Annotated in this window: 26 protein-coding genes; 24 read left to right on the forward strand and 2 right to left on the reverse strand. The window is 43.0% G+C overall.

Going from position 1 to position 18,467, the window contains the following annotated elements:
* Nucleotides 1-476 precede the first annotated feature (476 nt).
* Together FDF36_RS02240 and FDF36_RS02245 are read right to left on the reverse strand one after the other, a co-directional pair.
* Complete coding sequence (locus tag FDF36_RS02240; protein WP_220390158.1) at nucleotides 477-758, reverse strand: hypothetical protein; 282 nt, start codon at nucleotides 756-758, stop codon at nucleotides 477-479.
* A complete protein-coding gene (locus FDF36_RS02245) occupies nucleotides 731-1,186 on the reverse strand; it encodes a hypothetical protein (RefSeq protein WP_220390159.1) in 456 nt (151 codons plus the stop codon). The genes FDF36_RS02240 and FDF36_RS02245 overlap by 28 nt, the downstream gene beginning before the upstream one ends.
* A 207-nt stretch (nucleotides 1,187-1,393) precedes the next feature.
* Here FDF36_RS02245 and FDF36_RS02250 point away from each other — a divergent pair, with 207 nt between their 5' ends.
* From FDF36_RS02250 to FDF36_RS02365, 24 genes are all read left to right on the forward strand, one after another.
* Nucleotides 1,394-1,783 carry a helix-turn-helix domain-containing protein gene (locus FDF36_RS02250; RefSeq protein WP_220390160.1) on the forward strand — a complete coding sequence of 130 codons (390 nt, stop codon included), beginning with the start codon at nucleotides 1,394-1,396 and terminating at the stop codon, nucleotides 1,781-1,783.
* A 4-nt stretch (nucleotides 1,784-1,787) separates the two neighbouring features.
* On the forward strand, nucleotides 1,788-2,366 hold the full coding sequence (locus FDF36_RS02255) for a hypothetical protein (RefSeq protein WP_220390161.1): 579 nt from the start codon (nucleotides 1,788-1,790) through the stop codon (nucleotides 2,364-2,366).
* Between the two features lie 598 nt (nucleotides 2,367-2,964).
* A complete protein-coding gene (locus FDF36_RS02260; RefSeq protein WP_259281357.1) occupies nucleotides 2,965-3,114 on the forward strand; it encodes a MerR family DNA-binding transcriptional regulator in 150 nt (49 codons plus the stop codon).
* Complete coding sequence (locus FDF36_RS02265) at nucleotides 3,111-3,284, forward strand: hypothetical protein (protein ID WP_220390163.1); 174 nt, start codon at nucleotides 3,111-3,113, stop codon at nucleotides 3,282-3,284. The genes FDF36_RS02260 and FDF36_RS02265 overlap by 4 nt, the downstream gene beginning before the upstream one ends.
* Before the next feature lie 180 nt (nucleotides 3,285-3,464).
* Nucleotides 3,465-4,334 carry a hypothetical protein gene (locus FDF36_RS02270; protein ID WP_259281349.1) on the forward strand — a complete coding sequence of 290 codons (870 nt, stop codon included), beginning with the start codon at nucleotides 3,465-3,467 and terminating at the stop codon, nucleotides 4,332-4,334.
* Nucleotides 4,335-4,370: 36 nt separating this feature from the next.
* Complete coding sequence (locus tag FDF36_RS02275) at nucleotides 4,371-4,649, forward strand: hypothetical protein (RefSeq protein WP_220390165.1); 279 nt, start codon at nucleotides 4,371-4,373, stop codon at nucleotides 4,647-4,649.
* 1 nt (nucleotide 4,650) lies between these two features.
* Complete coding sequence (locus FDF36_RS02280; RefSeq protein WP_220390166.1) at nucleotides 4,651-5,622, forward strand: YqaJ viral recombinase family nuclease; 972 nt, start codon at nucleotides 4,651-4,653, stop codon at nucleotides 5,620-5,622.
* Nucleotides 5,623-5,798: 176 nt separating this feature from the next.
* A complete protein-coding gene (locus FDF36_RS02285; RefSeq protein ID WP_220390167.1) occupies nucleotides 5,799-6,344 on the forward strand; it encodes a hypothetical protein in 546 nt (181 codons plus the stop codon).
* 66 nt (nucleotides 6,345-6,410) lie between these two features.
* Nucleotides 6,411-6,851: a hypothetical protein gene (locus FDF36_RS02290; RefSeq protein WP_220390168.1), complete on the forward strand. Its 441-nt coding sequence runs from the start codon at nucleotides 6,411-6,413 to the stop codon at nucleotides 6,849-6,851.
* Between the two features lie 36 nt (nucleotides 6,852-6,887).
* The gene (locus FDF36_RS02295; protein ID WP_220390169.1) at nucleotides 6,888-7,640 is read left to right on the forward strand and encodes a hypothetical protein; all 753 of its coding nucleotides are present in this window, start codon (nucleotides 6,888-6,890) and stop codon (nucleotides 7,638-7,640) included.
* A 232-nt stretch (nucleotides 7,641-7,872) separates the two neighbouring features.
* Complete coding sequence (locus tag FDF36_RS02300; protein ID WP_220390170.1) at nucleotides 7,873-9,027, forward strand: DEAD/DEAH box helicase; 1,155 nt, start codon at nucleotides 7,873-7,875, stop codon at nucleotides 9,025-9,027.
* 3 nt (nucleotides 9,028-9,030) lie between these two features.
* Nucleotides 9,031-9,984 carry a hypothetical protein gene (locus FDF36_RS02305; protein WP_220390171.1) on the forward strand — a complete coding sequence of 318 codons (954 nt, stop codon included), beginning with the start codon at nucleotides 9,031-9,033 and terminating at the stop codon, nucleotides 9,982-9,984.
* A 2-nt stretch (nucleotides 9,985-9,986) separates the two neighbouring features.
* Entirely contained in the window at nucleotides 9,987-10,721 is a 735-nt protein-coding gene (locus FDF36_RS02310) for a P-loop NTPase family protein (RefSeq protein ID WP_220390172.1), read from the forward strand.
* A gap of 21 nt (nucleotides 10,722-10,742) precedes the next feature.
* Nucleotides 10,743-11,507: a TIGR02757 family protein gene (locus FDF36_RS02315; protein ID WP_220390173.1), complete on the forward strand. Its 765-nt coding sequence runs from the start codon at nucleotides 10,743-10,745 to the stop codon at nucleotides 11,505-11,507.
* Entirely contained in the window at nucleotides 11,504-12,421 is a 918-nt protein-coding gene (gene dcm / locus FDF36_RS02320; RefSeq protein ID WP_220390174.1) for a DNA (cytosine-5-)-methyltransferase, read from the forward strand. Before FDF36_RS02315 ends, dcm begins: the two co-directional genes overlap by 4 nt.
* Nucleotides 12,412-12,759, forward strand: coding sequence for a hypothetical protein (locus FDF36_RS21115; RefSeq protein ID WP_259281350.1), 348 nt, complete (start codon nucleotides 12,412-12,414; stop codon nucleotides 12,757-12,759). Before dcm ends, FDF36_RS21115 begins: the two co-directional genes overlap by 10 nt.
* Nucleotides 12,756-13,514: a hypothetical protein gene (locus FDF36_RS02330; protein ID WP_220390175.1), complete on the forward strand. Its 759-nt coding sequence runs from the start codon at nucleotides 12,756-12,758 to the stop codon at nucleotides 13,512-13,514. Before FDF36_RS21115 ends, FDF36_RS02330 begins: the two co-directional genes overlap by 4 nt.
* 135 nt (nucleotides 13,515-13,649) lie before the next feature.
* Nucleotides 13,650-14,063, forward strand: a complete 414-nt coding sequence (locus tag FDF36_RS02335; RefSeq protein ID WP_220390176.1) for an ASCH domain-containing protein — start codon at nucleotides 13,650-13,652, stop codon at nucleotides 14,061-14,063.
* Entirely contained in the window at nucleotides 14,060-14,413 is a 354-nt protein-coding gene (locus tag FDF36_RS02340) for a hypothetical protein (protein WP_220390177.1), read from the forward strand. The genes FDF36_RS02335 and FDF36_RS02340 overlap by 4 nt, the downstream gene beginning before the upstream one ends.
* A gap of 182 nt (nucleotides 14,414-14,595) precedes the next feature.
* Nucleotides 14,596-15,099 (forward strand): hypothetical protein, encoded by a 504-nt coding sequence (locus FDF36_RS02345; RefSeq protein WP_220390178.1) that lies wholly within the window; start codon nucleotides 14,596-14,598, stop codon nucleotides 15,097-15,099.
* Nucleotides 15,100-15,181: 82 nt separating this feature from the next.
* Complete coding sequence (locus FDF36_RS02350; RefSeq protein ID WP_220390179.1) at nucleotides 15,182-15,967, forward strand: hypothetical protein; 786 nt, start codon at nucleotides 15,182-15,184, stop codon at nucleotides 15,965-15,967.
* A gap of 4 nt (nucleotides 15,968-15,971) precedes the next feature.
* Nucleotides 15,972-16,646, forward strand: coding sequence for a hypothetical protein (locus FDF36_RS02355; RefSeq protein WP_220390180.1), 675 nt, complete (start codon nucleotides 15,972-15,974; stop codon nucleotides 16,644-16,646).
* Complete coding sequence (locus FDF36_RS02360; RefSeq protein ID WP_220390181.1) at nucleotides 16,643-17,191, forward strand: AAA family ATPase; 549 nt, start codon at nucleotides 16,643-16,645, stop codon at nucleotides 17,189-17,191. Before FDF36_RS02355 ends, FDF36_RS02360 begins: the two co-directional genes overlap by 4 nt.
* Nucleotides 17,192-17,218: 27 nt before the next feature.
* Nucleotides 17,219-18,466, forward strand: a complete 1,248-nt coding sequence (locus FDF36_RS02365; protein WP_220390182.1) for a radical SAM family protein — start codon at nucleotides 17,219-17,221, stop codon at nucleotides 18,464-18,466.
* Nucleotide 18,467 lies beyond the last annotated feature (1 nt).

Here is an 18,467-nt window from a genome sequence, read left to right on the forward strand (position 1 = left end):
TCAGGTTCTTATGCGCAAATAATAAGGCTTTTGCATTTAAAAAACTTGTTATTCACATCCAAAGAACAAGCTTTAACTCTGTGTTAAAACAAAGCTTTTGAGGATAGAAATCTTACTTTTTAAAGATATTGATTTTCAGATGGTTTATTCTAAAATTCGCTTCTTCACTTTATGGATGGACTCTTCGGTGGAAAGCCAGGATACTTGCTTTTTTGTCAACTATAAACGAGGGCTTACACTTCCGAAAACGGAATTAGATTCCATGAGTAAAAGAAAACTTACCACCAAATTTGAAGAAGAACCTAAATCCTTTTAATACCCATCTGATAAATAAAAAACACTGATAGTTAAGTTGCAAACTTAATTACCAGTGTTTTTTATTGTCGGGGTAGCGGGATTCGAACCCACGACCCCCTGCTCCCAAAGCAAGAGGGATTAAGGTATATAACCCTGATAATCATTAAATTATAGAACTCTTATTCTTTGGACGCAGGGATTTTGCAGGGTTCGCTATAAAAAGAGCCTTCTCCTGTCAATAACCACACCGCCGACACATTATAATCTCTCACTAAATAGGATAACCATGCAACCTCAAAAATATCTTTTTCATTATTCTTTTCAAGTTTATATAAGTTTCTCCTATTTATATTATACTTCTCAGCAAAAGGCGTTGGGCCTCCAATCCTTTTATCGGATTTGAGTTGTGCCAATGCATCAAAGAACCTTCCAATTACTTTTTGGCTATCTTCTGTTTGCATAACTCCTTTTGTTTTTCCATTGCAGCAGCTTTACGCTCCTGCCACTCCTTTTGTTTATCATCAAGTAACTTCTTCCATTTCTCAAAAGTTTCGGGCGGGAAATCCAAGTTTTCGCCTTCGGTCACCTGCCGCAGTTCTTCCGGGTTCATAACCGGCATATATTTTTCAAGTTCAAGAAGGCGTTGAAGTCTGCTTTTAATCGCGGACGTGGCCGGATTGAAAGACAACATTTCACCTTCCCCAAGGAGTAACCAGCGTGCATTAAGCTCTGGAAACGCCTGCAATATAGCAATAACCGGACGAATACCAAAACTTTCACCCTTTGTTAACTTATTCAGGTATTGCGGAAGCCAACCAAGGAGAAGGGCAAAGTCAGCTTGGTTCCCATTGGTCTTATATTGAATAAATTGTAGCAATCTTTCATTCATCGTCTTTAATCAAAAAAGTAGTACAATATCCTTAATTCTTTTTGTACAAAATATTAAACATAATAAGTATTATATTTGTCAATTAATTTTTTAAATTAAAGATTTAATTAAGACTTTAATTAATCACGGTACAAAAATAAAGTATTATACTTGAACTACAAAATTTATTCAAGTATTTTTTAGTATAAAACTTTAAATAATTTATATATGTCAGATAGTGAGCGTATTAGGAGACTTGAAGAGTATACAGGGTTGAGTTTGAATAAACTCGCTGCTGTTATTGGTATAAAATCACCGCAGACTTTTTATGATATAAAAAGCGGGAAGCATGGTATATCCAAGGATTTAGCGGAAAGAATTAAAGCAAAATACTTGAATATAAACATATCTTGGCTTTTGGGTGGGGAAGGAGAAATGACAACTCCTTCCGTAATTCAAAATAACGAGAACGGGAATAATATCAACGGTCATTCCGTAAAAGTCGAGCAAAAGACTGATATTGAAAAACTTCTCGATACTATTAAAGAATGCCATGAACTACTTCGGAAGAAGGACGAACAGATTGATAGATTATTAACCTTATTAGAGAAGAAATAATAATATGAAAAAGTTTACATTGTTTGCATTGGCATTGGCCTTTCTGACTTCATGCGGTAGTGATGATGATGAAAAAGATAAAGGCATACAAGAAATTTGGCTTAATAGCTACACGGCTTTTACTCCCCAATCTGATTATGAACAGACCAGCGCGGAGTTCTATTTTTTTTCAGCCAATAACGGTGAGGAATTTATCACTGAAAGCAAAACATTCAACGGCACAGTTTCGGAGTATCAATCACTTAAAGATGAAACTTTCGATTTATTGAATAAGGGACAAATAAAGCTCAATAATGGGGAAATAATAGAAGCATCTTATTCAGCGTATGTATCATCTTCTGACACTAAATATAAAAGTATATTCCTTCCGATAGGTCGCTATTTTGTTGCCACAATTTACAAAGGAGCCAAAAACGGTTATCTATGGCTGTATTCAACTAAATATGCAGCGAAATATTATGACGTTAAAGAAGCATACAACCCTCCTGCTTTAGATGTTGTATTCCCTTGCGATATTAGCCACTACGGGTTTATAAATTGGGTTTCTTGGAATGAAAAATTTAACTATGATTTTCATTTTTAAAACTCAAAAAACCCTTTGGCGATAATACTTATTATGATTAACTCAAAGGAGAAACAAGAAAAAAAATCGCAAGTAATACAAAAAGTCTCCGTAAGACAGACTTTGTTAAGTATTTCGATTGGAGAGGAAAGAGAATTTTCCTGCATTGATTTTCCCCTTGCCCGCGCAAGGGTGGTAGCTTCACAGTTGAAAAGCGGCAAGCATCGTGTTTTCACGATTAGCTCTGACCCGCTTGGAACCTCGTTTAAAATCAGACGAATAAGTTAGTAATCATCTATAATCCACAACAACATGAGTAAGATTGAATTTATACTATCTGTATTGGTGTCGATTTGCGCCGCTATTATGCTTGTAAATGTTTTTATCACTCCTTCATCTATGAAAGAGTTTGCGATAATCGTGTTTTCAATCATCTTCGCTCTGACTATTGTACTTGTAAGGTTTACTTTTAAGGATATGATTAAAGAGTTAAAAGGGAAATGAATAAATAACAACATTTGCGTAATTAAGAAACAGCTATTTATCAACAAAAATCACTTAATGCAGTATGATAACAGTTATTGAACCAAAGGTTAATGAGGGCGGACGATATTCTGTAATGCAAGCATCAGAAGCCCTTGGAATACACAGAAATACTCTTCGTAATTATACAGAGCAAGGTCTAATCAAGTGCGGTTTTCGCAGAGGTAACGGCAGGAAGTTCTATGAAGGCCGGGAAATAGTAAGATTTTGGAGGGCACAACTATGACAGAGAATGACCAGGAACTAATTAAAAAGGCATGGGATATTAATTGTATCTATTGGTACAATATTGATGAATTTATGGAGCAGGCCGATACTCCCGAAGCAAAAGAACTATTGAGAGTAATACGTAGCTTTAAATATCACATGGAAGAAGCAAGCTGCGGAACATTATAAAATTTCTCATTATTCTCAATTTTTTGATTTGACACCGCAAAGTTAAGCAAATCCCGTGAAGATAAGCCTTCAAACCCGGTTGAACTTACCGGGGCGGGAACAAAGCAAAGCCGGAAGCTGTAAGAAGGCGAATAATAGAACAGTAAAATGGAAGACATTATTGAAGTAAAACAAGCAGAAATGCTACAGGCGATTAACCGAAGTGAGGTTGATATGCAGATTGCCACAGCAAAGCAATATCCTCGTGATTTGCCAACCGTATTAAACAAGATTGAAACGTATGCCACTATGGATACGGAAACCGCAGAGGATTGTTTCTACGCGCTTCGTCGCCAAGGTGCTGACGGCGGAATGCAAGTAATTGACGGGCTATCTGTCAGAATGGCCGAAATAATTGCCAGCGCGTGGGGAAACCTTCGTGTACAGACCCGTATAATCGGGAATGACGGCCGTTTTATCACTGCACAAGGTGTCTGCCACGACTTGGAAACTAACGTTGCGGTGTCGAAAGAAGTAAAACGCCGTATAACCAACAAGTACGGCAAGACCTTCTCTGACGATATGCAAGTAGTAACTGGGAACGCGGCAGCTTCAATAGCCTTCCGCAACGCTGTACTTGCCGTTGTTCCGAAGGCCGTTACAAAGAAAATCATAGCCAATGTAAAGCAGGTTGCTTTAGGTCAAGCCATCGACTTGGAAACCGGGCGTCAGAACGCCATAGCTAATTTCGCAAAGGCTGGCGTTTCAGAACAAATGCTGTGCGAATACTTGGGTATCTCCAAACGCGAGGAAATCGACAAAGAAAAGCTGTTTGAATTGAAGGCGCTTTGGACGGCCATACGTGAGGGAACTACAACTGTTGACGAAACCTTCGTCAAGCCCCAGCAGGAGAAGAATGCCGCTGCCGAAGCACAGAAGAAAGCCGAAGAAGCGAAAGCCAAAGCCGCCGACGCCGCAAAACGTTCGACAGCCGCCAAGACTGCTACGGCTCCGGCCAATGTTGACCCCGCTACAGGGGAAATCTTTAACAATGAAAATAAAAAAAAGTAACCGCCCGCTTTTAAGCGGCATAATCCAACAACAACAATGAAAATAGAAGAAGTTAAACAACTTGCCGATGCTTGGCAGGAAGAAAGCAAAGAAAGTAGAGCAATCATGGTTATTGCCATTGAGACAACCGAAGTGAATGAGGAACAATGTAAAGCTGAAACAATGTCCTACGTCAGCGGCCAAGCCCGCTTATGTAAAGAGGCGATGAAGGCTATCATAACCGACAGAAGCGAAGGGAATGCGCTTAGAACAATCATAAGCCACGCCAATTTGGAAGTTGCTATTGATAAACTAATGGCTATTGGAGGAAACTAATATGAGTTACATCATCGTAAAACCGAAAGACCGCCAAGAGTGGTTGAAGCACCGCGAAGCGGGCATTGGTTCATCAGAAGTTGGTACGATACTTGGGTTGAACCCGTTTGAAACTCCTTATCAGCTTTGGAGAAGAAAGAAGGGGCTTGACGCTCCGAAGGTTGAAAACTTCGCAATGAAGGCCGGGCATTATCTTGAAGATGCAGTTTCCCTTTTCTATGCAGACGAAACCGGAAAGCAAATCATTAAAGCGTCTGCCGGTGATTGGCTGATAGTAAACAAGGAAAAGCAACACCTTCGCGTTTCTCCCGACCGCACGTTTTGGATACCCGGACGGCCTAAAAGTGACCGTAATAAAGGCATCTTGGAATGTAAGACTACACAGATGGACGTAGAGAAGGAAAACTTGCCGATGCATTGGTTTACCCAGCTTCAATATCAGCTTGGTGTTGCCGAACTCGAAGAAGGCGCGCTTGCATGGTTAGTTTCCGGGCGACAGTTTGACTTTGCCGACATCGCTTTTGATAAAGAATACTTTGATTGGACGGTTGAGCAGGTAGACAAGTTTTGGGTTGATAATATCCAAGGGAACCAGGAACCCGCACTGATTAACGTTGATGATATTCTTTTGAAGAACCCGCGCCATGTCATCGGTAAAGTGATAGAGGCTGACGAACAGCTTGCAAAGGATTGTTCCGAACTCAAAATCATCAAGGACGAACTTAATGACCTCACCGCGAAGAAAGAAGAACTTGAAAGCAATATCAAGATGTTCATGGGCGATGCCGAAGCACTTGCCATCAACGTGAAGGATTACGGGAAGAAAGGCGGTGCCTGCAAAGTTCTTGCAACTTGGAAAGCTGCCAAGGATAGCGAGAAATTTGACGCAAACCGTTTCGCCGACGAAAACCCCGATTTATACGCAAAGTATTTAGTCAGCAAACCGGGTTCCCGCCGCTTCCTGATGAAGTAGTATGTACGTTATCAGCAACAAGCAGTTAGAGGACATTCAAACGTTTCTCGCTGCCTTTAAAAGCATCCCGGCGCAAGATAACAGAATGTTCAATCTTCAACGCCGGGCTGGTATAACAATAAAAAAGCTGGCTAAAGCCCAGCAAATTAGTAACGAACAATTAAAATGTATTCAAGATGAAAGAAAAATTGGAAATTCAGAGAGCAAACGCGATTAACGCATACAATAAGGCTGACGAAAACGGCAAGCAGTTATTGAAAGACCTTTTCGGAGAAGAAGCGTTCAACTTCAACTATAAAGACGTAAATTCCTACGAGCGCGCTTGCGCCGTTATCGGGGAAGAACCCGTTGACTTTGAGGAACTGAACGACACATTGGAAAGCAACGGTTTTGAGCCGCTTTCTGCACACGAAATCGCTTACAAGAAGTTAGCTACCATCGCAAAGGCTCTTAACCTTGGCTGGCGTCCTAATTGGGCAAACTTCGACGAATACAAGTATTACCCTTGGTTTGACCTTGAAAAGAAAGAAGCTCCCGCTGGTGTTGGTAGTGCGAGCAACGGTGCCGGACTTGGTGTGTCGGTTTTGGACTCGGACGACGTTGCCTCGAACTCGAGCGCGACCTACGGGGGTGCCCTTGCTTCCGAAAGTCGAGAAATCGCAATCTATTTCGGCAAGCAGTTTGCCGAAATTTGGCAAGATTACCTTTTGCCTACAAGATAACTCATTATTAACCGGGTGCGGGCTATTCCTGCACCCATAAATTCAATCAATATGTTAGATAAAGTTTTGGGTCAGGAATACACTGACAAAGATGAACGGTACAACTACCTTCGCGACAACTGCGATTGCATGGAGGAATTGGATTACACCAAGGAATTAAGCAAGGAAAGACGCGATGAATTGAAGGAAACCCTTGTTGACAAGAACATTCAGTTGCGCGACGTTCGTGCGGATAAACGTGCGGCTGATGAAATCTACAAGGAGCAAGACAAGGCTTACAAAAACCAAATCAAGCACCTGGAAGAAGAAAACGGGGAAATAGCGAAAACTCTCAAAGAGAAGGCCGAATTTGTGAGAGAAAATTGCTTCAAGTTCATTGACGAAAAAACCAAGTCAGTTGGCTATTACGACGGTGAAGGAATACTACGCTACAGCCGCCCATTGCGCCCGGACGAACGTCAAGGAACAATTCAAATGGAAATTCGCCGTACCGGGACAGAAGGCTAAAGAAATCAAGTTATTCACTTTTAATCAATTAATTTTATGGAAACTAAAGAAATCAAATCAGAGATTAAGAAACAAGTTGCAGAAATGTTGGCAAATGGCCTTCCTTCCCAATGTGGTGAAATCGTTATTCGCGAAGGAAAAGCAATGGAAGTTCGTGAACCCGTTAAAGTTGGTATTTCCGGCACGCTCGATGCTCCCGCCCGTTGGTTGGAAACTCGTATGCGTCTTGGGTTGGTTAATCAAGGAGCGAACCACGTGCTTGTAGACCGCGAGCACCTTACTATTACATTGCAGTGCAACGAAAACAATCACTACGGTAGCAAAATTTCCGGTTCTCTGATTGTTTCCCCAGAGTTTAGACGCTTCGGTATCAATGAAGGCGAATACATTACCAACTTTGAAATGGCAGAGTTATTCAAGATGAACCGTTCGCACTTCGAAACAAAAGCCGTTGCCATGAAGCTGGTTACTGAATTGCAGAATTTCCGTGCGAAGGTTGACAAGGAAATCGAGAAGTCAGATAACAACAGAGGTGACAAACGCTTGCTGATAAATCAAGTCGTTCAGTCTAATTTGCCGGAGGCTTTCAACTTGCACATTCCTATCTTCAAGGGAACCCCAAAACAGACTGTCAACGTAGAAGTCTACATCAACCCGTCGGACTTCTCTTGTACTCTTGTCTCTGCTGATGCAAACGACTTGCTCGAAGATATGCGCGACAGCCAAATGGATGCAGTTCTTTCCCGCATCAGGGAAGTTTGCCCGGACATTGTAATCATCGAACAATAAGTTTAACCATGCCCCGCTTTCCTTTCCCGGTCAGCGGGGCATAATCCACAACAACAAATTATGAATAGCAGAAAAAGAAGAAGAAACAAGTCATGGGATAGAAGAATTGGTTGCGGGTATTGCGCCCATGAAAATAGTTGCTGTAAACGCCGTTCTTACATGAGAGGCAAAAGATACCCGCTTGGTACAAGATATTTAGCTTTATCCTGCAGAAATTTTAAACTTGATGCAAATGTATGAATTAAGAGATTATCAGAAGAACGCCAGCGATGCGGCAATACGCTTCTTTTCTTCGCCTATCAAGAACAACGCCATAATGGTGTTGCCAACGGGAAGCGGGAAAAGTCTTGTAATTGCTGATATTGCCTACCGTTTGGGTGAACCCGTTGTTATATTCCAGCCTTCCGCCGAAATACTTGAACAGAACTTCGGAAAGCTGCAAAGCTATGGCGTGTGGGATTGCTCAATCTTTTCAGCCTCTTTCAATTCAAAAAAAATCAGCCGGATTACGTTTGCCACCATCGGAAGCGTGAAGAACAACAAACATCTTTTTGCCCGGTTCCGCTATGCCATTATCGACGAATGTCACTATGTTAATTCCGAAGAAGGAATGTACGCTGACTTCATCAATACAATTCAATGCAAGGTTCTTGGATTAACGGCAACGCCTTACCGTCTATATTCAAATCAATTTTATGGCTCTATGCTGCGTTTCCTCACCCGTACCAAACCGCGCGTCTTTTCCCAACTAATTTATCATATACAGATAAAAACGCTGTTAGAGGCCGGATATTTGGCTCATTTGAACTATTACCGTCTTAGTGTGGTAGATACTTCAAAATTAAGGATTAACAGCACAGGTGCAGACTATACAGATGCCAGCGTTCGCCGCCATTATAAGGAGATTGGATTTGCTGCGCATCTTGAAAATATCGTCCGGCGATTACTCGTTGCGGGACGCACTTCTATTCTCGTGTTCACCCGGTTTGTAGAAGAAGCTGAATACCTTGTACGAATGATTGGCGGTTGTTCGGCTGTAGTTAGCAGCAAAATGCCAAAGGAAAAACGAAGGATGATACTTTCTTCATTCAAGGCCGGGAAAATCAATGTAGTGGCAAATGTGGGTGTCTTAACGACGGGTTTTGATTACCCGGAGCTTGACACTATCGTACTTGCACGCCCTACAATGTCACTTGCTCTTTATTATCAAATGGTAGGCCGCGCAATACGTCCTTGCCCAAACAAGCAAGGCTGGATTGTCGATTTGTGTCGGAATTATGACCGCTTCGGGCGGGTTGATGACTTGAACCTGGTAGAAACTTCTCCCGGTATATGGGCTGTGTTTAGTGGTAGCAGGCAACTTACTAATGTTTACTTTAAAAAATAGGCTATGGACGGTTGGATAAAATTATACAGAAAGATTACGGAAAACCCTCTTTACTTTTCGGAGGCGTTCACCCGTTTACAGGCTTGGATTGACTTGCTTATTATCGCTAACCATGATGAGAGTTACATCTATATTCGCGGAAATAAGGTTGAAATTAAGCGCGGTCAAATTGCCAAGACGCAAGACACTTTGGCGGAACGTTGGAAGTGGTCGCGCGGGAAAGTTTTACGCTTCTTAGATGAACTTCAAAAAAGCGGGCAGATAGTACAACAGAAAAGCAAGCTAATTACTTTAATATCAATAGTTAATTACGAGCTTTACCAATGTGGTAGTACAACAGAAAGTACATCAAACGGTACAACAAATAATACATCAGATAGTACAACAGACGAACCACAGACGGTACAACAGAAAGGACAACAGATAGGTCAACAGACGGACGTAAACAAGAATGTTAAGAAGAATAATATATTATCTCGTAAACTCGATAATATTTCTTCTCCCCCTAAAGGGGAAGAAGCCTTAATGCCCGCGCCCGCGAGCAAGGAGGCTGACCCTAAAACGGAAGATGAAGAACTTATACAGCCGGAACCCGCCCAAAAGAAAAAGCCTTTGCCTGCTAAAAAAATCGCGGATATGTGGAATACCACTTGCACGAGCTATCCGAAAATATTCACGCTATCCGAAGCCCGTAAAAACAAAATTCGCATCCGGGTTGAAGAAATGGGCGGAATTGAGAAGGCCATGCCCATAATGCAAACCATCTTCAAGAAAATGCAGGAAAGCAAGTTTCTCAAAGGTGAAAGCAAACGAGGCTGGAAGGCTTCTTTTGATTGGGTTTTTGAGAATGCCAAGAATTGGGTGAAGGTTTGGGAAGGCAACTATGACGAAAAGAAAGACGGTTCCCCAGCACCGGAAGAACCGAAGAAACGCAACTATGACGAAAAGATTTTCTGATTATGGAGCCGCAGAAGTTTGATGCCTATTACAGTTCGCTAAAAAAGCAGTGGGAAAAGCGAACGAAGGGAACGTTTGACAACCTTGCCAATGAAGCTGTTTTCAAACAGCACGCTGACTTGGTGATTGGAGCCGGGAATGTTCAACTTGCGAATGAAAACAAGACCTTCGTCATTGACAATAATAACCGGACGCTTTTGCGTTTTCTCCTGCTTTATTTCAACGGGCAAAAAGAAGCGGAAAGCGTTTTCCCTGATAGAGAATACAAGTTGCACAAGAGCCTTATAATTTGCGGTGATGTAGGCGTTGGAAAGACGCTTATCATGCAGGCATTTTCCGAATATCTGAAAATGACCGGGAACCCGAACGCCTTTCATAACGTATCAGTTACGCAGATGATAAACTACTTCAAGCAACATGAACATCTTGACTTGTACACCTACAACGAGGCGAACCGGAAGGGATTTGACGGATGCCAGCCCGAAAACCTTTGTCTCAATGATGTAGGGCTGCAAACTGCCCAGCATTTCGGTCAGGACACAAAGCAATTGATAATGGACTTCTTTCACGCTCGGACGGAAGTGTACAATCAATATCGGGTAAAGACCCATGTAACAACAAATATGTCACCATCTGAAATAAAAGACTATTTCAGCAACGACGAATACGGGCGACTGGTTGATAGGCTAAAATTTTATAACATAATTCACATGGATGGCGAAAGCCGAAGAAAATAAAAACTTTAATCCACAACAACAATGGAAGAAAACTTAAAAAAACAATTAACCGAATGGGCAAATCAGTACGAAACGCCCGATTTTGTAAAGAGTGACCCGGTGCAGTTTCCGCGCCGTTTCAAATTGCTGCAGGACATTGAAGTCAGCGCGTTTATTACCGCTTGGCTTTCGTTTGGAAGGCGCGAAGCGATTATTGAAGCCGCTGAACAAGTGCATGAGTACATGGGAGAAAGCCCGTACAAGTACATCATGGAAAAGCAGTACAATGACTTCATGGATTGCGATGCCTTGACACTTTATCGCTTCTATTCATGGCATGATTTCTACTGCCTTTGTGACCGCCTACATGACCTTTATACGGCCTACAATTCGATGTATATGTATATGACTACTATGCTGATTACCCGTAAAACAAGCGACAGTGAAACATTCCTGCGCCCGTTGATAGACTTCTTTGGAGAATGTTACGGAATACCCTGCACCCTTATGTCATCCTGCAAACGCCTCTGTATGTTTCTTCGCTGGATGATACGCACTGATAGCCCGGTTGATTTAGGTCTTTGGCTGAACTTCACCCCGAAGAAGCTAATTATGCCAATAGATACCCATGTTCACCGCGTAGCTTTGGAACTTGGAATTATCTCACGTAAAAGCAACGATTTTGTCGCGGCTGTAGAGATTACCAAGGCGATGTCAGAAGTGTTCAGAAACGACCCCGTTCGTGGCGATTTCGCAATGTTCGGGTACGGTGTTAATCATCCGGCAAAGAAAGGAGGCGCAAAATGAATGTTTTAAGCTTATTCGATGGAATGAGTTGCGGTCAAATTGCGTTAAAGGAGTTAGGCATTGTTTCGGAGAAGTATTATGCATCCGAAATAGACAAGCACGCCATCAAGCAAACACAGTTGAACTTCCCTGACACAATTCAACTTGGAGACGTGACGAAATGGAAAGAATGGAAAATTTACTGGGGTTCAATAAACTTATTGTTGGCCGGTTCACCGTGTCAAGGATTCAGTTTTGCGGGTAAACAATTGGCTTTCAATGACCCGCGAAGTAAGTTGTTCTTTGTGTTCGTTGATATCCTGAATCACATCAAAAAGTTTAATCCGAATGTGCTTTTTCTTCTTGAGAACGTGAAAATGAAGAAATCACACATGCGTATTATTTCAGAGTATTGCGGAGTATTTCCGGTTAATATTAATTCTAATCTGGTGAGTGCGCAGAATCGTGACCGTTGGTATTGGACTAACATACGGACAAAACAGATAGGATTATTCGGTGAAATCCATACCGACATCCCACAGCCGGAAGATAAAGGCATATTCCTTCGTGATATACTTGAAAGCGAAGTGGACGAAAAGTATTATATAAACGGGCCGATGCTTAATTGGATTCAGTCCGAATGGAGACTTGCCAAGAAATATACTCAAATAAACGGAGAAAAGGCACTTCCCGCTTTGGCAAGGCAGTATGCAAATTGGGGCGGCGATTATGTTTGTGTTGCATCTCAAAACAATTTGCTGAGTACAAAAAACGAACGTATCAGGCGCTTAAGTCCCGTCGAATGTTCACGGTTGCAAACCGTTCCTTCTTGGTACCGATGGAAATGTTCGGACACCCAAATTTACAAAATGCTGGGTAATGGATGGACGGTAGAAGTAATAAAACATATTTTAAAGTATTTACCATGGAAGTGACGTTGAAACGCTCTGCATTGGAAGAACGCCTTGCGGAGTTGGAAAAAGCTCTTTATAAAGCAAAAGAACCGGGCGCAATAAATAGCTACAAGAAGGCTATCCGAAACATTAAACGCCTTCTGAAAGATTGCCCGGAACCACCTGCAAAGGAGTATTCCGTTAAAGCAAAGTTCGTGTTTGAAGGAACCTTCACCGTAAAGGCTCACGATAAGGTACAAGCCCGCGAATATGTAGAAAAGCACTGCGGGCTGGTTCTCGGAGGCGATATTCATACAACGCTCCCGGATGAAATTATAGATTGGAATTTTAGTGTTCACCCTCAAAAAATAGTTAGATGACAAAGAAACCTTTTATCCCACGTATGGGCGTGCAGAAGAATGCCGCCCAAGCGCAAAAGGCTGTTTCCATAAAGGAAGCTGCCTTGCGCAAAATAATGATTGAAACCGGAGGTATGGAAAGAATCAATGAGTTGCTTTCTGCCGGTTATCTCCTTCAATCCTTCGCCGCTACATTCTTTGAAGAAGCGGACTACCTTCTTGAAAAGTACGGCTTGAAAATGGGACAGATGAAAATGTTGTTCAATAAGGCCCAGCGAGGCAATGACGACTACTTCAATGCCTTTTCCAAGCTAATGACCGAAACGAGCAAAGGAGCCAATACAAACATGCTATGGGCACAACACGCCGACCGTTTACGCGAAGTTTTCTACGCTAATTTCCCCAGTTTCAAGAAGGACTGGGAACCCAAGACGGAAGGAATTGAAAAGCTGCTGGCCGAACTGAAAGAAGATGTCAAGAACAACCCAATGCCTAAGAACATGACTAAAGATGAAGAAATTGCTTGGATTTTGAAAGAGGCTCACGGAGAAGATAACCTTGAAAAGCTCCAAGCGATTATCAACGAAGGGGAAATCGAACAAACAGAGAAGCTAAAGGAAAGCATAGTTGCCCATTTCCAAGAGGTGTGCAGTGCTTCTTATTCCTTCCGGGATATTCTTAACAATCTCGATGACGAAGCGATTCAAGAGGAAATTATCAAGTGGGCAAGGTGCAACTTTTTAAGATTACAAATTATTGGAGAGAAAGGGGAATGATATGCTTGAAATTCTGAAATTTATATTCACTGATTTTTGGCATTGGATTGGGACGGTAATATTGGTTGCCGTTCTTGCATCCGCTCGCTTATTTGATGTCTATTTAGGAAATAAGAACGACAAAAAAGATTGATTATGATACATAAGGTTATAACAGTAAAACAACCGTGGGCAAGTCTCATTGTTCAAGGCTTAAAACCTATTGAAAACCGAACTTGGAAATGCCCTAACAAGTATATCGGAAAACGAATATTGATTCATGCCGGAGCGACGCCTGTTAGAGAAGGTTGGGACGCTTTAACCCACAAACAACGCCTTTTCCTTCCGGTTGAAATACCGATTAAAAAGTTGCCGACATCGGCCATTATTGGAAGTGTGGAAATTGTATGTTGTGTTCAGAACCATCCTTCCATTTGGGCAGAAAAAGGCGTTTATAACTGGGTGCTGGCTAACCCGATATTTTTTGACAAACCGATTGAAGGGGTAAAAGGGAAATTGAGCTTTTGGGAATACGAATTACCGGAAGAATACGAAAGGGGGCAAGAATGATGCGCATAGCAATTGTTGGGCATGGGCAGGCGATAGAGTTTGACCCGGAAAGCAAAGAAGCCCTTTCACGTGCAGCCGCGGCCTTCAATATGTCTGTTGAAAAACTCAAAGAAGAAATTCAAAGGCTACTGCAAAGGCAACAAATGTCGCAGGAACTTGAGGAACTTGAAAAACTCGGAGAACTTGCAAAGATAGCCGCCGCATGGATTGAGGAATTAAACTACGAGTTCGTCAACACCCGAAAAAAGCGTGTTTATTGCTCCTACAAGCCTAATCTGCATAAGCCGGATAAAAGGCGTTGTTTTAAGCCTAAACCCTATTGGCAAAGAATACGAAGCAACCCGCGCTGACTTTTGGGAGGAAAAGAGGGGGACTATAGGGGGTGATAAAGTGGGCGTACATACGTGTGTGTATATGCGCATGTGCGTGCGAGGTCAAAAACTCCTTTTCCACTTCTGAAAAGATGTACCTGACCAATTAAACGCCTAAAATGTGCATAAATTATACATAAAACATTAATATTCAGATAATTATGATAAGACCAAAGAAAAAGATTGATGCCATAATAGGCATTGACCCGGACGTTGAAAAGAACGGGGTTGCCTACCTCGAATGTGGAAGCAAAATATTGGAGATTTCCGCCCTTTCTTTCCCCGACCTGTTAGATTACTTGCGTTACAGCAAAAGACGCGCAGAAACCACAGGAAAGAACCTTCTTGTTGTCGTAGAAGCTGGGTACATGAACAAGGGGAATTGGCATCTAAATCCGAAAGACACAAAAGCTGTTGCCGCCGCTAAAGGAAACCACACCGGAAGAAACCACGAGACAGCCCACAAGATTGTTGAAATGTGCCGGCACTGGCAAATAGACGTCGATGAAGTTAAGCCGTTAACCAAATACTGGAAAGGAAAGGACAAAAAGATTACCCATGAAGAACTTGCTAAGTTTACCGGAATAACAGGACACACAAATCAAGAAGGCCGTGACGCTGCATTACTCGCATGGGTTTACGCTGGTTTTTCGATAAAACTTTAATTAAATAATTACTATTAAACATAGCCCGTAAACGCTTCTAATGTAAACGTTTTGGGCTATTTTTGTTCAAAAACAGCAATTTATGAAAACAGAACAGGTTAAACTATCGCAGGTTAAAGCTAACAAAGCCAACCCGCGCACCATCACTTCGGATAAATTCACGAAGTTGGTAAACTCTATTTTGGTGTTCCCAAAGATGCTTGAATTGCGTCCAATTGTCGTTGATAACAAGATGCTTTCCCTTGGCGGTAACATGAGAGGAAACGCCTTAAAAGCTATCGCAAAGATGACACCGGAAGAAGTTGCAACACGGCTATCCTCCCTTGCAGACTTTCAGAGCAAAAGCAAGCCCGAACGTGACAAGCTTGTTGAGTATTGGGGGAAATGGCTGGAAGCTCCTTTTGCTTTCATCATTAAGGCGAACGAATTGACGGAAGATGAAAAGAAACAGTTCATCGTGAAAGACAATGTTTCATACGGTCAATGGGATTACGATTTGTTGGCAAATACTTTCGACAACAAGAAACTCGAAGATTGGGGAATGGACGTTTGGCAGGCCGCGCCTGTTGCCTTTACTCCGATGCAGCCAGCCGCCTCAAATTCTTCTCCTGCACCTTCTCAGCCGGACGAAAGCGAAGATGACGGAAAAGGAACCACGATACCCGCAGGGAACCTTCCGCCGGAACTGCAAGGACTTGACTTGACCCCCGCAGAGCTTCCGAAGCTACAAGGCGATGACAATACACCTATGGAGCGTATTATCATAACCTACCCAAAAGACCGCTTGCCGGAGCTTCTTGCGCTTCTTGGTATGTCATCCATCGACAAAGTTGTGTATCGCATTGACGAAATCATTCCCGAAGATTAACGCCATGACCTACGAAGAATACATACAGTACCACAACGGCGGGGATGCAGGGGTTGAGGAAAAGATGATTGCTTCACTCGCAAAGCACTTCGGCCTATCAAGGTGGGACAGCTTTCGGCTGGCGTATTACTACGCAACCACCTACCACATTCCAAGTGCTTTAATGCTCCTTCAAAACCACCGGACACCGAAGTATGAACTCAAATTCCGTACTGACAGACGATACGTGAGAATTGGCGATACCTTCGACCGGATAATGCGCGAACTTTCCCCAAGCCTTCTTGAAGAACTTGACAAGGCCACGACTACGACAGAGCAATACAAGGTTGTTAGCGGCTGGTATTACTTCGGGCGATACGCCGCGTTTCTTTTCCTCGAAGTCTGGGCGAAGTTAAGTGGGAAGCAAATAGTTGATGACCTTGCGCTTAAATTCGAGCCGGATGAGAACTATACAAAGGGCGCGGAGATAATTGCGGAAACGCAAAATCGCGAGAAATTAACTGCCTTCATAGAACGGGCGAAAGTTGATGCAAACGACAATGTATTTGCGCTGGAAACGAGCCTATGCGCTGTTGCTAAATTGCAGAAAGGCACGCGCTGGAATGGCTTCTACACAGAGCGTCTTTTGGACGATGTTAAGGGGTGCCAATGGGAAAACTTAATTATCAAGCTCTTATGAAAACTTGCGTATTTATAACCGGGACAAATAGTGTTGGAAAGACAACGCTTTCCAAAGCTCTGATACAACGGTTTGGCGGTATCAAAGAAACAACAAAGGAACTGACTTTCTGCAACGATAGCCGCGTTTGTTTCGCCGGACGTTACAAGGATGAAACCCGCTACGGCGGTGTTGATACATTCAACTGCACCCGCGTTCTTCCTGATGTTGTTGCGAAAGGTCTTGAAAGTTGTGAAGTCGTTTTCTGTGAAGGCTCGTATCTCGATACCTTCGGGATGAACCTTACCGATGCAATGTTCAAGGCTCAAAAACATTTGGTTGTATTCCTCTACGCCGATGGCGCGGTGCTTCATTCCCGGCTTCTCGGACGTGGAAAGGTAGGACTTTCAGACATGACTATGCCGAAGCAAAAGAACGCTTGTAAGGCGGCAAGGAAATGGGCTGAAATTGGTGTTCCGGTGATGTGCTTCGATACAGGAAAGATTTCTTTGGATGAAGAAATTGAAACGGTCTACAACAAAGTTTTGAGCCTCTTGGCATCCTAATGAGTATTAACCTAAAGATTGAATATCATGCCACAAAAGTATTATCAATCACCGCGTTGGAGCAACGAAATTGCGGATTGCTCCATGCCGATGACATTTGACACATATAGCAACTGTTCATTTGGTTGCTTGTATTGCTTCTCCCAATTCCAGCGAGGAATAGGCAACCCGAAAGAAACGTATCTGCATAAAGATGTCCGTGGCGTTTCCGTAGACCGGGTGAAGAAGATGTTTACTGACCCGGACAAATACGGCGGGCAGTTCGCCGAATACATCAAGCAACGGAAAGTTATGCAATGGGGCGGTTTATCCGACCAATTCGATGGTTTTGAGCGCACCCGTGGAGTTACCCTTGAATTGCTCCATTTCTTCAAAGAAATCAATTATCCGTTGTGCTTCTCAACAAAGGCCACTTGGTTCACTAAGGATGACCGCTACATGGAACTGATACGCGGCCAAAGGAATTGGAATTTCAAGTTTTCCATTATCACGCTGAACGAACAGAAGGCGCATATCATCGAGAAGGGCGTACCATCGCCCAAGGAACGTCTTGACGCGCTGGAAAGGATTGCGAAAGCGGATGCAGGCGGCGCAACTCTACGGCTTCGGCCTTTCATCATCGGAGTATCAACGCCGACATATCTTGACCTCATTCGCGAAGCTGCCAACAGAGGCGCAACGGCCATGAGCACAGAGTTCTTTTGCGTGGAGCAACGAAGCCCGACGCTGAAAGCCTTTATGCCTACCTTCAACGAGCTATGCGGGTTTGACGTGATGGAGTTCTACCGCAAATATAGCATTTCATCCGGCTATCTCCGTTTGAACCGGAAAGTAAAAGAACCCTTCTTCCGCAACATGAAAGCACTGTGCGAAGAAGTCGGGATGCGCTTCTACGTTTCTGATGCCCATTTCAAAGAATTGTGCTGCAATGGCTCATGCTGCGGCCTTCCTTCTTCCTGGAACTATTCGCGCGGCCAATGGTGCGAGGCGTTGCAGATAGCCAAAGCGAAAGGTTTTGTTCATTGGCCGGACATCAAAGATGACATCGAAAAGCTCGTTGGTAGCTTTGAATGGATTCGTGCCATCGGCTTCAACACTAACAGTTCGGAGAAGAAGGCGAAGTTTGATACCATGACAATGGCCGATTATATGCGCTGGCTTTGGAACAACCCGCAGGCCGGGCAAAGCCCGTACAAGCTATTTGAAGGCATCTTGCTTCCGGTTGGGAAGGATGAAAACGAGGATTTAATCTATCAGTATAACGGTCACGATTGAT

Origin of the sequence: Bacteroides fragilis, assembly GCF_019583405.1 — a bacterium.
Classification (GTDB): Bacteria; Bacteroidota; Bacteroidia; order Bacteroidales; family Bacteroidaceae; genus Bacteroides; species Bacteroides fragilis_B.